General features: G+C 60.8%; 14 protein-coding genes. 7 read left to right on the forward strand and 7 right to left on the reverse strand.

The window, feature by feature from the left end:
• Positions 1-16: 16 nt before the first annotated feature.
• Together IE095_RS08140 and IE095_RS08145 are read right to left on the reverse strand one after the other, a co-directional pair.
• Entirely contained in the window at positions 17-1,033 is a 1,017-nt protein-coding gene (locus IE095_RS08140) for an ABC transporter permease (protein ID WP_189411130.1), read from the reverse strand.
• Entirely contained in the window at positions 1,026-1,838 is an 813-nt protein-coding gene (locus tag IE095_RS08145; RefSeq protein ID WP_229804639.1) for an ATP-binding cassette domain-containing protein, read from the reverse strand. The genes IE095_RS08140 and IE095_RS08145 overlap by 8 nt, the downstream gene beginning before the upstream one ends.
• A gap of 86 nt (positions 1,839-1,924) precedes the next feature.
• Between IE095_RS08145 and IE095_RS08150 the strand changes: the two genes are divergently transcribed.
• The 6 genes from IE095_RS08150 (at position 1,925) to trpA (ending at position 8,466) form a co-directional block, all read left to right on the forward strand.
• The gene (locus tag IE095_RS08150) at positions 1,925-2,902 is read left to right on the forward strand and encodes an NAD-dependent epimerase/dehydratase family protein (RefSeq protein WP_189411131.1); all 978 of its coding nucleotides are present in this window, start codon (positions 1,925-1,927) and stop codon (positions 2,900-2,902) included.
• 50 nt (positions 2,903-2,952) lie between these two features.
• Positions 2,953-3,942 carry a substrate-binding domain-containing protein gene (locus IE095_RS08155; RefSeq protein WP_189411132.1) on the forward strand — a complete coding sequence of 330 codons (990 nt, stop codon included), beginning with the start codon at positions 2,953-2,955 and terminating at the stop codon, positions 3,940-3,942.
• Between the two features lie 122 nt (positions 3,943-4,064).
• Complete coding sequence (locus IE095_RS08160) at positions 4,065-5,015, forward strand: sugar-binding protein (RefSeq protein ID WP_189411133.1); 951 nt, start codon at positions 4,065-4,067, stop codon at positions 5,013-5,015.
• A 66-nt stretch (positions 5,016-5,081) separates the two neighbouring features.
• Positions 5,082-6,611 carry a sugar ABC transporter ATP-binding protein gene (locus IE095_RS08165; RefSeq protein WP_189411134.1) on the forward strand — a complete coding sequence of 510 codons (1,530 nt, stop codon included), beginning with the start codon at positions 5,082-5,084 and terminating at the stop codon, positions 6,609-6,611.
• On the forward strand, positions 6,608-7,558 hold the full coding sequence (locus tag IE095_RS08170; RefSeq protein WP_189411135.1) for an ABC transporter permease: 951 nt from the start codon (positions 6,608-6,610) through the stop codon (positions 7,556-7,558). The genes IE095_RS08165 and IE095_RS08170 overlap by 4 nt, the downstream gene beginning before the upstream one ends.
• 104 nt (positions 7,559-7,662) lie before the next feature.
• Positions 7,663-8,466, forward strand: coding sequence for a tryptophan synthase subunit alpha (gene trpA, locus IE095_RS08175; protein ID WP_189411136.1), 804 nt, complete (start codon positions 7,663-7,665; stop codon positions 8,464-8,466).
• Between the two features lie 20 nt (positions 8,467-8,486).
• On the opposite strand, the gene IE095_RS08180 is transcribed toward trpA, so the two are convergent.
• The 5 genes from IE095_RS08180 to hisD all read right to left on the reverse strand — a co-directional run bounded on the left by IE095_RS08180 (position 8,487) and on the right by hisD (position 12,708).
• Positions 8,487-8,945 carry an arsenate-mycothiol transferase ArsC gene (locus IE095_RS08180; protein WP_189411137.1) on the reverse strand — a complete coding sequence of 153 codons (459 nt, stop codon included), beginning with the start codon at positions 8,943-8,945 and terminating at the stop codon, positions 8,487-8,489.
• Positions 8,945-9,409, reverse strand: coding sequence for a UPF0262 family protein (locus IE095_RS08185; protein ID WP_189411255.1), 465 nt, complete (start codon positions 9,407-9,409; stop codon positions 8,945-8,947). The genes IE095_RS08180 and IE095_RS08185 overlap by 1 nt, the downstream gene beginning before the upstream one ends.
• Positions 9,410-9,507: 98 nt before the next feature.
• On the reverse strand, positions 9,508-10,578 hold the full coding sequence (locus tag IE095_RS08190) for an Abi family protein (RefSeq protein WP_189411138.1): 1,071 nt from the start codon (positions 10,576-10,578) through the stop codon (positions 9,508-9,510).
• Positions 10,579-10,761: 183 nt separating this feature from the next.
• The gene (locus tag IE095_RS08195; RefSeq protein ID WP_189411139.1) at positions 10,762-11,178 is read right to left on the reverse strand and encodes a bleomycin resistance protein; all 417 of its coding nucleotides are present in this window, start codon (positions 11,176-11,178) and stop codon (positions 10,762-10,764) included.
• A gap of 228 nt (positions 11,179-11,406) precedes the next feature.
• The gene (gene hisD / locus IE095_RS08200) at positions 11,407-12,708 is read right to left on the reverse strand and encodes a histidinol dehydrogenase (RefSeq protein ID WP_189411140.1); all 1,302 of its coding nucleotides are present in this window, start codon (positions 12,706-12,708) and stop codon (positions 11,407-11,409) included.
• Positions 12,709-12,932: 224 nt separating this feature from the next.
• Between hisD and rpsA the strand changes: the two genes are divergently transcribed.
• Positions 12,933-14,612 carry a 30S ribosomal protein S1 gene (gene rpsA / locus IE095_RS08205; protein ID WP_189411141.1) on the forward strand — a complete coding sequence of 560 codons (1,680 nt, stop codon included), beginning with the start codon at positions 12,933-12,935 and terminating at the stop codon, positions 14,610-14,612.
• Positions 14,613-14,726 lie beyond the last annotated feature (114 nt).

A 14,726-nucleotide genomic window follows, 5' to 3' on the forward strand; every position in this document is an offset into this window, starting at 1 on the left:
AAACACCCACTTGCCCCTAACTATTGCGATAGGCACGGATGCGGTCAAAGGCAACCGCCAGAACGATGAAAGTGCCGACGAAAGCCCCTTGCCAGAAGGTGCTTACACCCAGAAGGATGAGGCTGTTGCGAATGATTTCAATCAGCGCGGCACCGACCACCGCCCCAAACACCGTCCCCGCCCCACCCATCAGATTGGCCCCGCCGATCACAGCGGCGGCAATCACCGTCAATTCCAGCGACTGCCCCAGATTGGTCGTAACCCCCCCCAACCAACCCGCCATCAAGACGCCCGCAACCCCCGCCATCAGCGACGAAAACATAAAGACGCTGATCTTGGTCAAGGGAACCCGGATTCCGGTCATTGTCGCCGCCCGTTCATTGGCCCCAATGGCAAACACATGCACCCCCCAGCGCGTCCAGTTCAGCAAAAAGCCGGTCAGCAGCGCCAGCAGGGTCAGCGCCACCACCGGATGGGGAAGCCCGAACGTCGACCCCCCGCCGACCCAGAACAGCAGGGTTTCATCCGGCCCGAACTGAAAGATCATCTTGTTGTCCGACAAAACCATCGCCAGCGACCGTGCCACCGACAGCATCCCCAGTGTCACCACAAACGATGGCATGCCCACCACCGCGATCAGAATGCCGTTGATCAGCCCCACCAGCAGCGCTGCCGCCAAGGCCATCGCTGACGCCACCCAAAACGATTGCCCCGCATTCATCTGAATCGCCAGAATCATTGCGGAAAGGCAAAGCACCGACCCAACTGACAGGTCGATCCCCCCCGAAATGATCACCACCGTCATGCCCAAGGCCACAATCGCCACAAAGGCAAAGTTGCGTGTCACATTGAACAGGTTCTGCGGCGTCGCAAAACTGTCGGTCACAAGGCCCAGCGTCAGCGCCGCCAGTGCCGCTGCCAGAAAGACCCAAAAGGCCTGCTGCCCAATAAAGGTCGCCAGACCGGTCTGCGTCTGCCGCGTCATCACCGCATCCAGATCGGCGGTGCTGGAGGTTTGGTTGGCGTCAAGCATGTTCAATCGCTCCGGTGATCAGACCTGTCACTTCTTCGGGTGAAGTCTGGGAAATGGGCTTGTCGGCCACCACACTGCCCCGCCGCAGCACCACCACCCGGTCGGCCACCGAAAAGACGTCTGGCATCCGGTGGCTGATCAGCACCACCGCCACACCCTGATCTTGCAACATGCGGATCAGGTTCAAGACTTCCGCCACCTGCCGCACCGAAATGGCGGCGGTCGGTTCATCCATCAGCACCAGCCGCGCATTCGACAGCCGTGTTCGCGCGATGGCCACCGCCTGACGTTGACCGCCCGACATCGAACGCACCAGATCGCGCGGGCGGGTTTCGGATTTCAGCTCTTTGAACAAGGCCGCCGCTTGCCTGTTCATGGCCGCATAATCAACGATCCGCAGCGGCCCGATCTGCCGCGTCAATTCGCGCCCCAGAAAGACATTGACCGCCGCCGTCAGGTTGTCGCACAGGGCAAGATCTTGATAAACAATCTCAATCCCATTTTTCCGCGCATCCAGGGGCCCGTGAAAGCTCACCTCATGATCGCCGATCTGCATCTGACCGTGGCTGGGGCGAAAGTTGCCCGCGATGATTTTGACCAAGGTCGATTTCCCCGCGCCATTGTCACCCATCAGGCCAATGACCTGCCCCGGCTCGATGGTCAGCGACACGTTTTTCAAGGCCTGAATCGCCCCGAAATTCTTTGAAACACCGGTCAATCGCAGCACGGACATCCAGCCCACTCCCCTGTTGTTCGCCCCCAGTTCGGTGGTTAGGCCAAAGCCCGCCGTCCCGTCAATGGGCATATTTATATGTCTCGTATCATTTATCATACAAAACAATTGACGACCCGCCAAACCCTTGTCTATGAGGTGTCCGTGGAGAGGTGGCGATGAAGATTCTGGTGACAGGGGCGGCGGGCAAGGTCGGGCAGGCGTTCATCGCGGGCGTCAGGCAATCACGGCCGGGCACCCCCATCGTGGCGTTATGCCACAATCGGCTTTTGCCCAAGGCCGACGACCTGACCCTTGTGCGGGGCTCGTTGGCCGATGCCGCAACGGCACAAGCGGCACTGGCCCAAGGTGTGACGCATGTCGTCCATCTGGCGACGTGCAAAGAAACACCCGACGAAGTGATGGATGTGACGGTGAAAGGCCTGTTCCGGCTGCTGGAAGCCTTTCGCACCAGCCCGACGGCGCAGCGTTTCCTGCTGATCGGCGGCGATGCGGCGGTGGGGCATTTCTTTCATCGGCATCCGGGGCCGGTGACCGAAGAGACGCCGCACAAGGCCTATCCGGGCTGCTATGCGCTGTCGAAGGTGCTGGAAGAGGTGATGGTCCAGCAATATGGCATCCAATACGGGCTGGACTGGTGCTGCCTGCGCGCCCCTTGGATCATGGAAAAGGACGACTTCCGGGCCAGCCTGTCCTTTGGACCGGACCTTTTCGGCGGGCCGGACTGGCGGGCGATGGTGGGCGATGTTGTGGCTGACAAGGCGATGGCCAAGGGGGCCATTCCCCTGCTGCTCGACCCCGAAGGAAACCCCGTCAAACGCAACTTCGTGCATGTGCAGGATCTGGTCGCCGCGATCCTGATCGCGCTGGACCATCCCGCTGCCCGACAGCGGCTTTATAACATCGCGATGGATGAACCCGTCGACTATGGCGCACTGGCCGCCTATCTGCACCGCACGCGCGGCTTGGGCCATGTGCCGGTGCAAGGCCCCTATCACAGCACTTGGCTTTCCAACACGCGGGCCAAGGCAGAACTGGGTTGGCGGCCGCAATACAACCTTGAAAAACTTGTGGAATCTGCGTGGTCCCACATCCGGGCGGCCGATGATCCGCGCCGGATCTGGTATCCCGGCTGATCGGGCCTTGGCCTGCAAAGAACAACAAAAGCAACAGTGGAGGATGGAAGATGAAAGGTGCGAATATTCTGATGGCCAGCGTCTCATTGGCCATGCTGGCGGGGGGCGCTTGGGCCGAAGACAAGGTTCTGGCCATCGTCGTCAAAGGGCTGGACAATCCCTTCTTTGAACAGATCAATCTGGGCTGCCAAAAGTGGAACGCGGAAAACGCCGGAAAAGGCTATACCTGCTTCTACACCGGCCCTGCCTCGTCCGCCGATGAGGTGGGCGAAGTGCAGATCGTCGAAGACCTGCTGAACCGCTCGGACGTGGCTGCCATTGCCATTTCACCGTCGAACGCCCCCTTGATGGCCAAGATGCTGCGCGAAAAAGCCCCCTCGATTCCGGTGATGACGGTCGATGCGGATCTGTCAGCCGAGGATGCCGATCTGCGGGCGACTTACCTTGGGACCGACAACTATCTGATGGGCGTAAAATTCGCCGAACATCTGAAAGGGTTGAAGCCCGAAGGCGGCACGGTCTGCCTTCAGCTGGGCAATGTCGCCGCGGCCAACATCAACGCCCGCGCAGCGGGCACGCGCGACACGCTGGCCGGTGAAAAGGGCATCGAGCGGCTGGAAGGACAGGGCGGCTGGACCGAAATCGCGGGTTGCCCAGTGTTCACCAACGATCAGGCGGATCTCGCGAACCAGCAGATGGCCGATACCTTCACCGCCAATCCTGATCTGACGGCCTTTATGCTGATCGGCGGCTGGGCCCAGTTCGCGCCGCAGGCTTATGCGCAGGTGACCGATCAGGTGATGGCGAAACTGACCGACAAGTCGATGGTCATCGTGGCGGGCGACACCCTGCCGCCGCAGATGGAGGCGCTGAAAGCCGGGCGCAGCCATGTGCAGGTGGGGCAGCGTCCGTTCGAAATGGGCTATCGCGCACCATCGGTGATGATCGACCTGATCGAGGGCAAAACGGTGGAGCCGATCATCTTTACCGGCCTTGATGAATGCACCCAGGAAACCGCCGACAGCTGCATCGGCGGCTGACAGCGAGCGCCCGGTCGGGCCGTTCCTCGACCTGACCGGGCCGAATTTTGAAACAGCAACAACACCGGAAACGGGGCGACTTTGTCCCGCAGAGGGGTGTTGCCCAAATTTTGGAGACAACAATGAAACGGAACCGGACATCCCCCTTGGCGATTGTGGCCCTTTTGGCCAGCACTCTGGCTGCGCCGGCGCAGGACAAAAAGGCGCTGGTCTTTGTGGTCAACGGCGCATCGGACTTTTGGAAACTGGCCGAGGCCGGGGTCAAGAAGGCACAAGAAGAACTGCCAAACTACGATCTGCAATTCAAATACCCCGAACAGGCGGCCGCCGCCGTGCAGCAGCGCCTGATGGACGATCTTGTGGCGGCGGGTGTCGCGGCCATCATGGTCAGCGCCGTCGATCCGAAATCCTCGACCGAGGCTTTGAACCGGATCGGGGGGCAGGTGCCCCTGTTCACCACCGACAGCGACGCGCCCGACACGAATCGTGTGGCCTATATCGGATCGTCCAACACCGACGCCGGAATGCAGGCCGGGGAAATCGCGTTGAAAGCGATGCCGGATGGCGGCAAATGTATCGGCTTTGTCGGCCTGCCGGGGGCGGACAATGCCCGCGAGCGGATCGACGGGATGAAGGCCAAGATTGCCGGATCGAATGTCGAACTGATCGACGTGCGGGGCGATGACATCGACATGACCCGCGCCAAGCGAAATGTCGAGGATGCCTTGGCCGCCAACCCCGACATCAACTGCATGGTGGGCTTTTATTCCTATAACCCGCCTCGGATTTACGAGGTGCTGAAAGAGGCCGGCAAGCTGGGCCAGATCACCGTCATCGCCTTTGACGAAGACCCGATCACCTTGGGCGGCGTGCGCGAAGGCTCGATTGCCGGGACCGTGGTCCAGCAACCCTATGAATGGGGCTATCAGGGGATGAAGCTGATGGCGGCGGTGCTGGAAGGCGACATGTCGATGATCCCGGAAAACAAGCTGGTGATCGTCCCGACGGCGATCATCGACCAATCCAACGTGGACGCATTCGAGGCAGAGCTGAAACAGCGCATCGGCGGCTGACCCTTGAAGCGTGGGCAGGCGGGCGCACCTCCCTTGGCCCGTCTGCCCCTTTTTGCTGGATAGAAGATGTTTCTGAAATTTGAATCCGTGTCGAAAGCCTATCACGGCATTCCGGCCCTCCAGGGCATCGATCTGGATGTGGCACGGGCCGAGGTTCTGGGTCTCGTTGGGGAAAACGGCGCGGGCAAATCGACGCTGATGAAAATCCTGGGTGGCGTGATCCAGCCCGACAGTGGCCATGTCACGCTGGAAGGGGTCTCAAGCAACGGCCTTACGATCCGCCAGTCGCAGGCCGCGGGCATTGCCTTTGTGCATCAGGAACTCAACCTGTTCGACAATCTGACCGTCGCCGCCAATATCTTACTGCACCGCGAACCCTTGCGCGGCGGGTTTTTGCGGCTGGTCGATGAACCGGCCATGGCCCGCTTGGCCGCACCCTTGCTGGCGCGGCTGGGGGCGGAGTTTCCGGCAGATCGCTCCCTGTCCAGCCTATCGCTCGCGGAACGGCAATTGGTCGAAATTGCCAAGGCCTTGTCGATGCAGGCCCGGCTGATCATCCTTGATGAACCGACCTCCAGCCTGACCGCAACAGAAACCGAACGATTGTTAGGTATCGTGCGCGCGCTTAGGCAAGATGGCGTTGCGGTGATCCTCATCACCCACAGGCTGGCCGAGGTTCAGGCCGTGGCTGATCGCGTGGCGGTGCTGCGCGACGGGCGCAAAATCACGGAACTGACGGGGCCGCAGATCCGGCCCGACGTGATGACGCGCCACATGGTCGGTCGCGATCTGGCCCAGATATACCGGCGTCCCGCCCGCCCACCCGCCGACACGCTGCTAGAGGTCGATCAGGTTCGCACCTTTCGCTATCCGACCCAGCCGATAACCCTGACGGTGCGCGCGGGCGAGATTGTGGGGCTGGCGGGGCTGATTGGTTCGGGCCGCAGCGAATTGGCAGGTACGATCTTCGGTCTGGACCGCCCTCTTTCCGGCCAGATCCGCGTGGCGGGTGACCCAGTCCCGCCCGGCGATCCTCGGGCCGCCATGACAGCTGGGGTCTGTCTGGTGCCCGAGGATCGTAAGGCTTGCGGTCTGATCGTTGATTTTTCCATCACCGACAACTTCGCCCTGCCCAATCTGCCCGCCCTTTGCCGTCTTGGTCTGGTCCAACGCGCCAAAACAACGACTCTGGCGCAGGAACAGGGAAGCGCGCTGGACTTACGGGCAGCGGGGATGGGCCAACCTGTGCGCAGCTTGTCGGGCGGAAATCAGCAAAAGGTGGTGATCGGCAAATGGCTGGCCCGTGCCCCGCGCGTGCTGATCTTTGACGAACCCACGCGCGGGGTGGATGTCGGGGCCAAGGGCGAAATCTATGGCCATATGCGCCGTCTGGCCGATGCTGGTGCGGCGGTGCTGATGGTGTCCTCGGATATGGAGGAAGTCATCGGCGTCTCGGACCGGGTGCTGGTCATGCACGAAGGCCGCATCGCGGGGGAACTGACGCGGGACGACCTTTCGGAACAATCCATCCTCTCCTTGGCCGTCGGGCGCGGTCAAGACGATTTGCACAAAGAAAAGAAACGACACATCGCATGACAAACCGTAAAAACCTTGGCCTTTTGCTTCTGATCCTTGCCGTCGGGGCCACCGTCGCCCTGATCAATCCCCGTTTTCTGGCCCCGGTGAACCTTTCGAACACCGCCAATCTGGTGGGCCTCTTCGGCATCTTTGCCGTGGCCCAGGCTTTCGTCATCATTTCCGGCGGGATCGAGCTTTCGGCGGGTTCGGTCATCGCCCTGCTGGGCGTGCTGTTCGTCGATCTGATCGCCACCGAGACGCTTTCGCCGCTGGTCTGCTTTCTGGCGATGCTGGCGATGGGGGCGGTGATCGGATTCATCCACGGCTGGCTGGTGGCGCGCCTAGGGTTGCAACCCTTTGTCGTCACCCTTTGCGGCCTGCTGATCTATCGCGGCTTGGCGCGCTACTACACCGAAGACGCCACCGCCGGCTTTCCCTTTGGCGCCAGCTTTCCCACGCTGGAATGGATCACCACGGGCCGCATCCTTGGCGTGCCCAACAGCCTGACGGCCTTTGTCGTTCTGGCCCTGATCATGGGCGTCGTCCTGCACCGTTCCGCCTATGGCCGCTATCTTTTCGCGACCGGACGGAACGAGGAGGCCGCCCGCTACAGCGGTGTGCCCACCGCCCGCATCCTCATCGCCGCCTATGTGATTTCCGGCGTGCTGACCGCCATCGCCGCTGTTTATTTCGCGATGTACACGCGCTCCATTTCCCCCTCTTCCCACGGCAATTTCTATGAACTTTATGCCATTGCCGCCGCAGTTCTGGGCGGCTGTTCCCTGCGCGGCGGCGAGGGCTCGATTGTCGGCGTAGCACTTGGCGTCGTGCTTTTGCAGGTCTTGCAGAATCTGGTCAACCTGCTCGGCATCCCCTCATCCCTCAACTTTGCCGTCATGGGCTCGGTCATTCTCGCGGGCGTACTGGCCGACAACCATTTCCTGCGCCGCCGTGATCGCCCCTGAAACCAACGCATTCTGCCCAACGGGGCCGCTTCCACCGCCCCCTTCGCCCATTGCTTTCCGCCCACCGTTGCGGCACAGCTTCGCCAACAGCGAAAGGATGCCCCATGCCCGCCCTTCAAACCCGGATTGACCGTTGCTTTGCCCGCCTGCGGGCCGAGGGCAGCAAGGCTTTCGTCGCCTATATCATGGGCGGTGACCCTGATCCGGCGACCAGCCTTGCTGTCATGAAAGGCCTTCCGGACGCAGGCGTTGACATCATCGAACTCGGCATGCCCTTCACCGACCCGATGGCCGACGGCCCCACCATCCAACTTGCCGGCCAGCGCGCCCTTGATGCCGGCATGACCATGGACAAGGTTCTGGATATGGTCCGCGCCTTTCGCCAAAGCGACGACCGCACCCCCATTGTCCTTATGGGCTATTACAACCCCATCTACGCCCGCGGTGTCGACCGTTTTCTCGCCGATGCCAAGGCCGCTGGCATCGACGGCCTGATCGTTGTCGACCTGCCCCCCGAAGAGGATGAGGAACTCTGCCTTCCCGCCCAGGCGGCGGGCCTGAACTTCATCCGTCTTGCCACCCCCACCACCGATGCCAAACGCCTTCCCCGCGTTCTGCAAAACACCTCGGGTTTTGTCTATTATGTCTCCATCACTGGCATCACCGGGGCTGCCACCGCCCAGGCCGCCAATGTCGCCCCCGAGGTCGCCCGCATCAAAGCCGCCACCGATCTGCCCGTCATTGTCGGCTTCGGCATCAACACCCCGAATGCCGCCCATGACATTGCCGCCATCGCCGATGGCTGTGTCGTAGGCTCCGCCATCGTCAAGGATATCGGTGCTGGCAAGCCTGTCGCCGATGTTCTGGCCAATGTCAGCGCCTTGGCCGCTGGGGCGCACCGCGCCTGAAACGCCTCGGCACTGCGCGCCTAGCCGGTTTTCACCGGAGGCCCAAACCGCGCCAGCATCCGGTCCCGGATCTGGTCCCGCGCCTGCCGATAGGCCGACAGCTTCGCCTCCCGCGTTTCCCCCAGACCCGTCGGGTCCAGAATCGGCCAGTATTCCACATTCAGATGCGCAAACCGCGTCAATTCCAACGCCTTATGCTGGCTGGCGGGTGACAGGGCGATCACCAGATCGAACTGCCCCAGATCATCCCCCCCCTCTTGCATTTCCGCAAAAGACCGCGACCGGTGCCGCGAAAGCTCGATCCCCAATTCCTGACAGACGGCAATCGAAAAGCCGTCAATCTCCATATCATTCACCACACCCGCCGACTGCACATAGGCCTTCTGCCCGTAGAACTTCTTCATCAAGGCCTCGGCCATCGGCGAACGCACCGCATTGTGGTCACAGCAGAACAGCACCGCCTGCGGAAAATCCCCCATCAGCGCCCTCCCCAATTCAAAGCGCAAATCAAGGTGAACAGCCGCCGCGCCGTCGCCGTATCGACCACAGCCTTCCCCTCCAGCCGTTCCTGCAAGACCCGCGCCCCTTCGTTGTGGATCCCCCGCCGCGCCATATCAATCGCCTCGATCTGGCTGGGCGGCAGCCGCTTCACCGCATCGAAATAGCTTTCGCAAATCTGGAAATAATCCTTCGCCACCTGCCGGAACGGCCCCAAAGACAGATGGAACTCCACCAGCTTCGCTCCACTTTCCGTCGTCAGATCAAAGACCAGCCGCCCCTCGCGGATCCCCAGGGCCAGCGCAAACGGCCCCTCTTGCCCCGCCAGATCAAAGCGGTTCTCCTCCAGCAGATCAAACACCGCCACCCGCCGATCCTGCTCGATCTCGGGCGTCGGAGGCGCAAGGCCACGGTCATCAATCTCGATCCGGCAAAGGCGTGTCATCATCTGGCTTTCGGCTGTTGCTGTGACATTGGCCGGATCAGGGCGCTTCCGCAAGGGGGGCGTCGTCATGGGCAGGCAGCACCAAAATCAGCCAAATTTCAGTATCTTCTGTGCGCCCGCAACACGACGCCTACAGGAGAACCATCGAACGAATTGATGGCGACAACAATCCGCGTCTTCGGTGACTGAAGTACCTTGATGGCATCGAAAAAGGATGACTCCGCTGGCATTAGTCGAAGGCCATCCGCAACTGTAGGTCTGTTCAAAAGATCGGCAACAGTGTAGTCATTCAGGTCGATCAGCCCCGCCTGATCACGGGCTTTCCCCGCCATGTAAAGCGCCAATTGCTGATGCGTGATGGCCCCGACAACCTGCCCATTCTCCATGCAGACGAATGCTGCAAGGGAGTGTGTTTCTTCCTGGTTCAATTTGAGGAGCGATGTTGCTCGTTCCACAATCGCGAATCTTTCATCTGCCTTGCTGGCCAAAGTGACGGGCGCGGACCCGTCGGCCTTAGGTCGGGAACGCAGGACAGTGCTTATGGTTGAATGATGTCGCACCCAATCGGCGGTGAGGTGGCATCGAAGATCCACCAGCTTGATGATTCTCGAATGCAGTTCGGGCACGTTCATATCCAGAATTGGTTCATGATGCGCGACCCTGTTTCTGATGCCGTTGATTGCCCTCGCCAGCAACTGAATTTCGTGGCGCCCTTCGCCGTGAGAAAGATGCGGAAATGCAATATTGGCCTTGGTTCGCCACAGATCAGCGTATTCAACGCGAAACAGATTGGACCAGAAATCAAAGGTAAGCTCAGCGATCACCTTCCCGCGACTGTCAGACTTGGCTCGCGCGACGGCTTTATCCAAGGCGGCTGCGCTTTCCGGTGTCAGAACATCGCTGCGAAAGCGCATGTCTTTGTGCCATGCCGCGCCAAACTGCTGCATAAGGACACTATCAACCGCGTTGCGAAGCGTCACCTCCGCCACGCTGAGTGGAAAGAGCAATGACTTTGCCAGTCTCGCGTTATAAAGATACAGTGCGAAGGCAAAGACCTCGTCGCCGCTAGCTTTCGTGATGTATTTTGCAAACCTTGGTTCGGAAAGCGACACCTTGACTGCGGTGATCGTTGCCGCATCGTACTGGTAGGGAACTTGACTCTCTGCCATTGCGGAAGTATGTATCTTTCATAGCAGTCGAACTGGCCCCACTGGCTTTGCTACGCGCCATCGACATCAAACTAAGACACCAGGTCGGGCGAGCCCCCACCTGGTGTTGCTACTTTGGAGGGTTTGTTGCGCTTTTGCAATCACTCCCGCGAATGTTGCCTTCCTGAGGGGCGTCTCTAACTGCTAAATGATCTTTCTTTCCCCCAACCCCTCAAACAACCGCAACAAATACCCATCCGGGTCGGCCACGGCGATCTGCCTTTGGCCCAATTCCTGATCGCCCCGGCGATACCATTTCTCCTCCGGCCCGATCAAAAGCGGAAAGCCCCCTGCGGCCAGCCGCGCCAAAATCGGGGTCAGCGCCGACACCTCGATCTGAAAATTCACGCCCCGGCCAAAGGGATATTCCTTGGGCAAGTGCCCGCCGTCGAAATCGCGGCCCAGCCCGATCTGGTCGATCATCAGCGCCGCGCCGTCGCGTTCCAGAAAGCAAAAGCCTTCCTCGGGGCGTTCATAGGCAACGGCAAAGCCCAGGACATCCCGATAAAACGCCCGGCTGACCCGCCAGTCACGGACAGAAAGTTCGGGGGTCAGGGGCATGGTCAATCCTTATCCTTCACCGCGCCGGTCATGGCGTTTGGTCGATCACAATCCTAACCACCCGTTCAGCGCGCTCCCCCTCGTGGGGAGGGGTCAGGGGTGGGGGGCGTCACAAGCGGTGGTTTTGCCCCTTATCGGTAGGGTGCCGGCTTGCACGCGCCAGAATATTCAAATATTCGCATAAATAATAAGAACCAAAGACTTGCCAGCGATTTCACGCGTGAAAACCTACCCGTTCAGCCGATCCAGCCTTGCCCGCACGCTCAACCCGTGGGCCTGCAAACTTTCAGAAATGGCCAGCCTTTCCGCCGCCGGTCCAATCGCCGCCAGGGCCTCGGGGGTCATCCTCGCCAGAGTGGTCCGCTTCATGAAATCCAGCACCGAAAGCCCACTGGAAAACCGGGCGGAACGGGCCGTCGGCAAGACATGGTTCGGCCCGCCGACATAGTCTCCGATGGCCTCAGGGGTCCAGGAACCCAGAAAGATCGCCCCCGCCTCGGTCGTCTTTTCGGCCAGCTTTTCCGGCTCGGCCACACACAATTCCAGATGCTCGGGCGCGATCCGGTTCGATAGAACCGCCGCCTCATCCAAATCCCGGACGACAATCACCGCCCCATGCGCCGCCCAGCTGGCCCCCGCAATCGCCCGCCGTTCCAGCGTTTCCAACCGCCGCTCCACCGCCGCCGCGACCGCCCGCCCAAAGGCGGCATCATCCGTGATCAGGATCGACTGCGCGCTCTCATCGTGCTCGGCCTGCGACAGCAGGTCGAGCGCGATCCAATCCGGGTCATTGTCCCGGTCCGCGATCACCAGAATTTCCGAAGGGCCCGCGATCATATCAATCCCCACCCGCCCGAAAACCCGCCGCTTCGCCGCCGCCACATAGGCATTCCCCGGCCCGGTGATCTTGTCCACCGCCTGCACCGTTTCCGTCCCATACGCCAGCGCCGCAATCGCCTGCGCGCCCCCCATCCGATAGACCGTCACAACCCCGGCCAATTCAGCGGCCAGCAGAACCAAAGGATTGACGACCCCGCCCGGCGTCGGACAGGCGATGACCAGCCGCTTGACCCCTGCCACCTGCGCCGGAATGGCGTTCATTAGGACAGAGGAAGGATAGGTCGCCAAGCCCCCCGGCACATACAGCCCTGCCGCCGGAATCGGCGTGAAACGCCAACCCAGCGTCGCCCCGGTTTCATCGGTCCAAAGCAAGTCCGAAGGCCGCTGCCTTTCGTGATAGGCCCGGATTCGCGCCGCAGCCAGTTCCAGCGCCGCACGGTCTTCGGGCGTCACCTTGGCAATCTCGGCGGCAATCTCGGCTTTGGAAAAAGCCAATTTGTCTGCCGTCAGAGCCAGCCGATCAAACCGAGCGGTCAGTTCCAGAACCGCCCCATCACCCCGCGCGCGCACATCGGCGATAATCGTCGCCACGGCCTGATCGACATCCTCGGCCTCTTCCCGCTTCATGCCCAGAAGTGCCGCGAAATCCGCCTCAAAACCGGCATCTTGGGTCGACAGGAACAGTGGCATCGCAGGTGTCCTTTCAAAGAATGCCCCCCCATAGCCCCGGAAAGGCGCCCGCTCAACCGGAGTCACAGTGATTTCTCGCGGTTTCGCTTGCCAGCGCGAGGCATTTCCCCTATGGCACCGCCCATCCAAACCCTGCGCCAGTGGCGTGGGGCTTGGTTTCATTGAGCAAGACCGGCGGAGACAACCGCAAGGCCCGTGAAAAGACGTGAAAGGACAAACTGCACATGTGCGCTAAAGCAACTATGGACGAATTCGAAGCCCTTTTGAAGGAAAGCTTTGAAATTGACACCCCCGAAGAGGGCACGGTTGTCAAAGGCAAGGTCATCGCCATCGAGGCGGGCCAGGCCATCATCGACGTCGGCTACAAGATGGAAGGCCGCATCGATCTGAAAGAATTCGCAAACCCCGGCGAAGCCCCGAATATCAACGTGGGCGATACCGTTGAGGTTTATCTGGACCGCGTGGAAAACAGCCGCGGCGAAGCCCAGATCAGCCGTGAAAAGGCCCGCCGCGAGGAAGCCTGGGATCGTCTGGAAAAAGCCTATGCGTCGGAAACCCGCGTCGATGGCGCGATCTTTGGCCGGGTCAAAGGTGGTTTCACCGTCGATCTGGGGGGCGCTGTGGCGTTCCTGCCGGGCAGCCAAGTGGACGTGCGTCCGGTGCGCGATGCTGGCCCGCTGATGGGCATGAAGCAGCCGTTCCAGATTCTGAAAATGGACCGTCGCCGGGGCAACATCGTTGTGTCGCGTCGTGCGATCCTGGAAGAAAGCCGTGCCGAACAGCGCGCCGAAGTCATTGGCAACCTGACCGAAGGTCAGACGGTCGATGGCGTGGTCAAGAACATCACCGAATACGGTGCGTTCGTGGATCTGGGTGGCGTCGATGGTCTGCTGCACGTGACCGACATGGCTTGGCGCCGTGTGAACCATCCTTCGGAAATCCTGTCGATCGGCGAGACCGTCAAGGTTCAGGTCATCAAGATCAACAAGGACACGCACCGCATTTCCTTGGGCATGAAGCAACTGCAATCCGATCCGTGGGATGCTGTTGAAAAAGCCTATCCGCTGGAATCGGTCCACAAGGGCCGCGTGACCAACATCACCGACTACGGCGCCTTTGTGGAGCTGGAAGCGGGTGTGGAAGGTCTGGTTCACGTCTCGGAAATGTCCTGGACGAAAAAGAACGTGCATCCCGGCAAGATCGTTTCGACCTCGCAAGAAGTCGACGTCATGGTTCTGGAAATCGACAGCGCAAAACGTCGCGTGTCGCTGGGCCTGAAGCAGACGCAGCGCAACCCGTGGGAAGTGTTTGCGGAATCGCACCCCGTTGGCAGCGTGATCGAAGGCGAAGTGAAGAACATCACCGAATTCGGTCTGTTCGTCGGCCTGGAGAACGACATCGACGGGATGGTTCACCTTTCGGACCTGAGCTGGGATCAGCGCGGGGAAGAGGCGATCCAAAACTACCGCAAGGGCGACATGGTGAAAGCCGCTGTCACCGAAGTGGATATCGAGAAAGAGCGGATCAGCCTTTCGGTCAAGGCGCTGGGCGAAGACACGTTCAGTGACGCGATTGATGGGGTGAAGCGTGGGTCGATCATCACCTGCACCGTTTCGGCCATCGAAGAAGGCGGGATCGAGGTGGAATACAACGGCATGAAGTCGTTCATCCGCCGTTCGGATCTGGCCCGCGACCGTGGCGACCAGCGTCCGGAGCGTTTCCAGGTGGGCGACAAGATCGATGCCCGCGTGACGAACGTTGATTCCAAAGCCCGCAAGCTGGGCCTTTCGATCAAGGCACGTGAGATCGCCGAAGAGAAAGAGGCCGTCGAACAGTATGGCTCGTCCGATTCGGGCGCGTCGCTGGGCGACATCTTGGGTGCTGCGCTGAAGGGCGGCAACTAAGCCTTAGGGCTGTATCGATTTCGGGTGTTTTCACCCGATTGGAGGCCCCGCTGGCAACGGCGGGGCCTTTCCGTTGCGGGGATAGGGGCAATCGACACGGGTTTCCTGTTTGTC

Source organism: Neogemmobacter tilapiae, from assembly GCF_014652215.1.
In the GTDB taxonomy this organism is placed as follows: domain Bacteria; phylum Pseudomonadota; class Alphaproteobacteria; order Rhodobacterales; family Rhodobacteraceae; genus Neogemmobacter; species Neogemmobacter tilapiae.

What these genes read in the sequence shown, in the direction of transcription:
- IE095_RS08180 (WP_189411137.1), bottom strand. Translation starts at nt 8,945, where the DNA reads ATGGGGGATTTTCCGCAGGCGGTGCTGTTCTGCTGTGACCACAATGCG.
- IE095_RS08150 (WP_189411131.1), top strand. Translation starts at nt 1,925, where the DNA reads ATGAAGATTCTGGTGACAGGGGCGGCGGGCAAGGTCGGGCAGGCGTTC.
- IE095_RS08170 (WP_189411135.1), top strand. Translation starts at nt 6,608, where the DNA reads ATGACAAACCGTAAAAACCTTGGCCTTTTGCTTCTGATCCTTGCCGTC.
- IE095_RS08185 (WP_189411255.1), bottom strand. Translation starts at nt 9,409, where the DNA reads ATGACACGCCTTTGCCGGATCGAGATTGATGACCGTGGCCTTGCGCCT.
- IE095_RS08160 (WP_189411133.1), top strand. Translation starts at nt 4,065, where the DNA reads ATGAAACGGAACCGGACATCCCCCTTGGCGATTGTGGCCCTTTTGGCC.
- hisD (WP_189411140.1), bottom strand. Translation starts at nt 12,708, where the DNA reads ATGCCACTGTTCCTGTCGACCCAAGATGCCGGTTTTGAGGCGGATTTC.
- IE095_RS08195 (WP_189411139.1), bottom strand. Translation starts at nt 11,178, where the DNA reads ATGCCCCTGACCCCCGAACTTTCTGTCCGTGACTGGCGGGTCAGCCGG.
- IE095_RS08155 (WP_189411132.1), top strand. Translation starts at nt 2,953, where the DNA reads ATGAAAGGTGCGAATATTCTGATGGCCAGCGTCTCATTGGCCATGCTG.
- IE095_RS08165 (WP_189411134.1), top strand. Translation starts at nt 5,082, where the DNA reads ATGTTTCTGAAATTTGAATCCGTGTCGAAAGCCTATCACGGCATTCCG.
- rpsA (WP_189411141.1), top strand. Translation starts at nt 12,933, where the DNA reads ATGTGCGCTAAAGCAACTATGGACGAATTCGAAGCCCTTTTGAAGGAA.
- IE095_RS08190 (WP_189411138.1), bottom strand. Translation starts at nt 10,578, where the DNA reads ATGGCAGAGAGTCAAGTTCCCTACCAGTACGATGCGGCAACGATCACC.
- trpA (WP_189411136.1), top strand. Translation starts at nt 7,663, where the DNA reads ATGCCCGCCCTTCAAACCCGGATTGACCGTTGCTTTGCCCGCCTGCGG.
- IE095_RS08140 (WP_189411130.1), bottom strand. Translation starts at nt 1,033, where the DNA reads ATGCTTGACGCCAACCAAACCTCCAGCACCGCCGATCTGGATGCGGTG.
- IE095_RS08145 (WP_229804639.1), bottom strand. Translation starts at nt 1,838, where the DNA reads ATGCCCATTGACGGGACGGCGGGCTTTGGCCTAACCACCGAACTGGGG.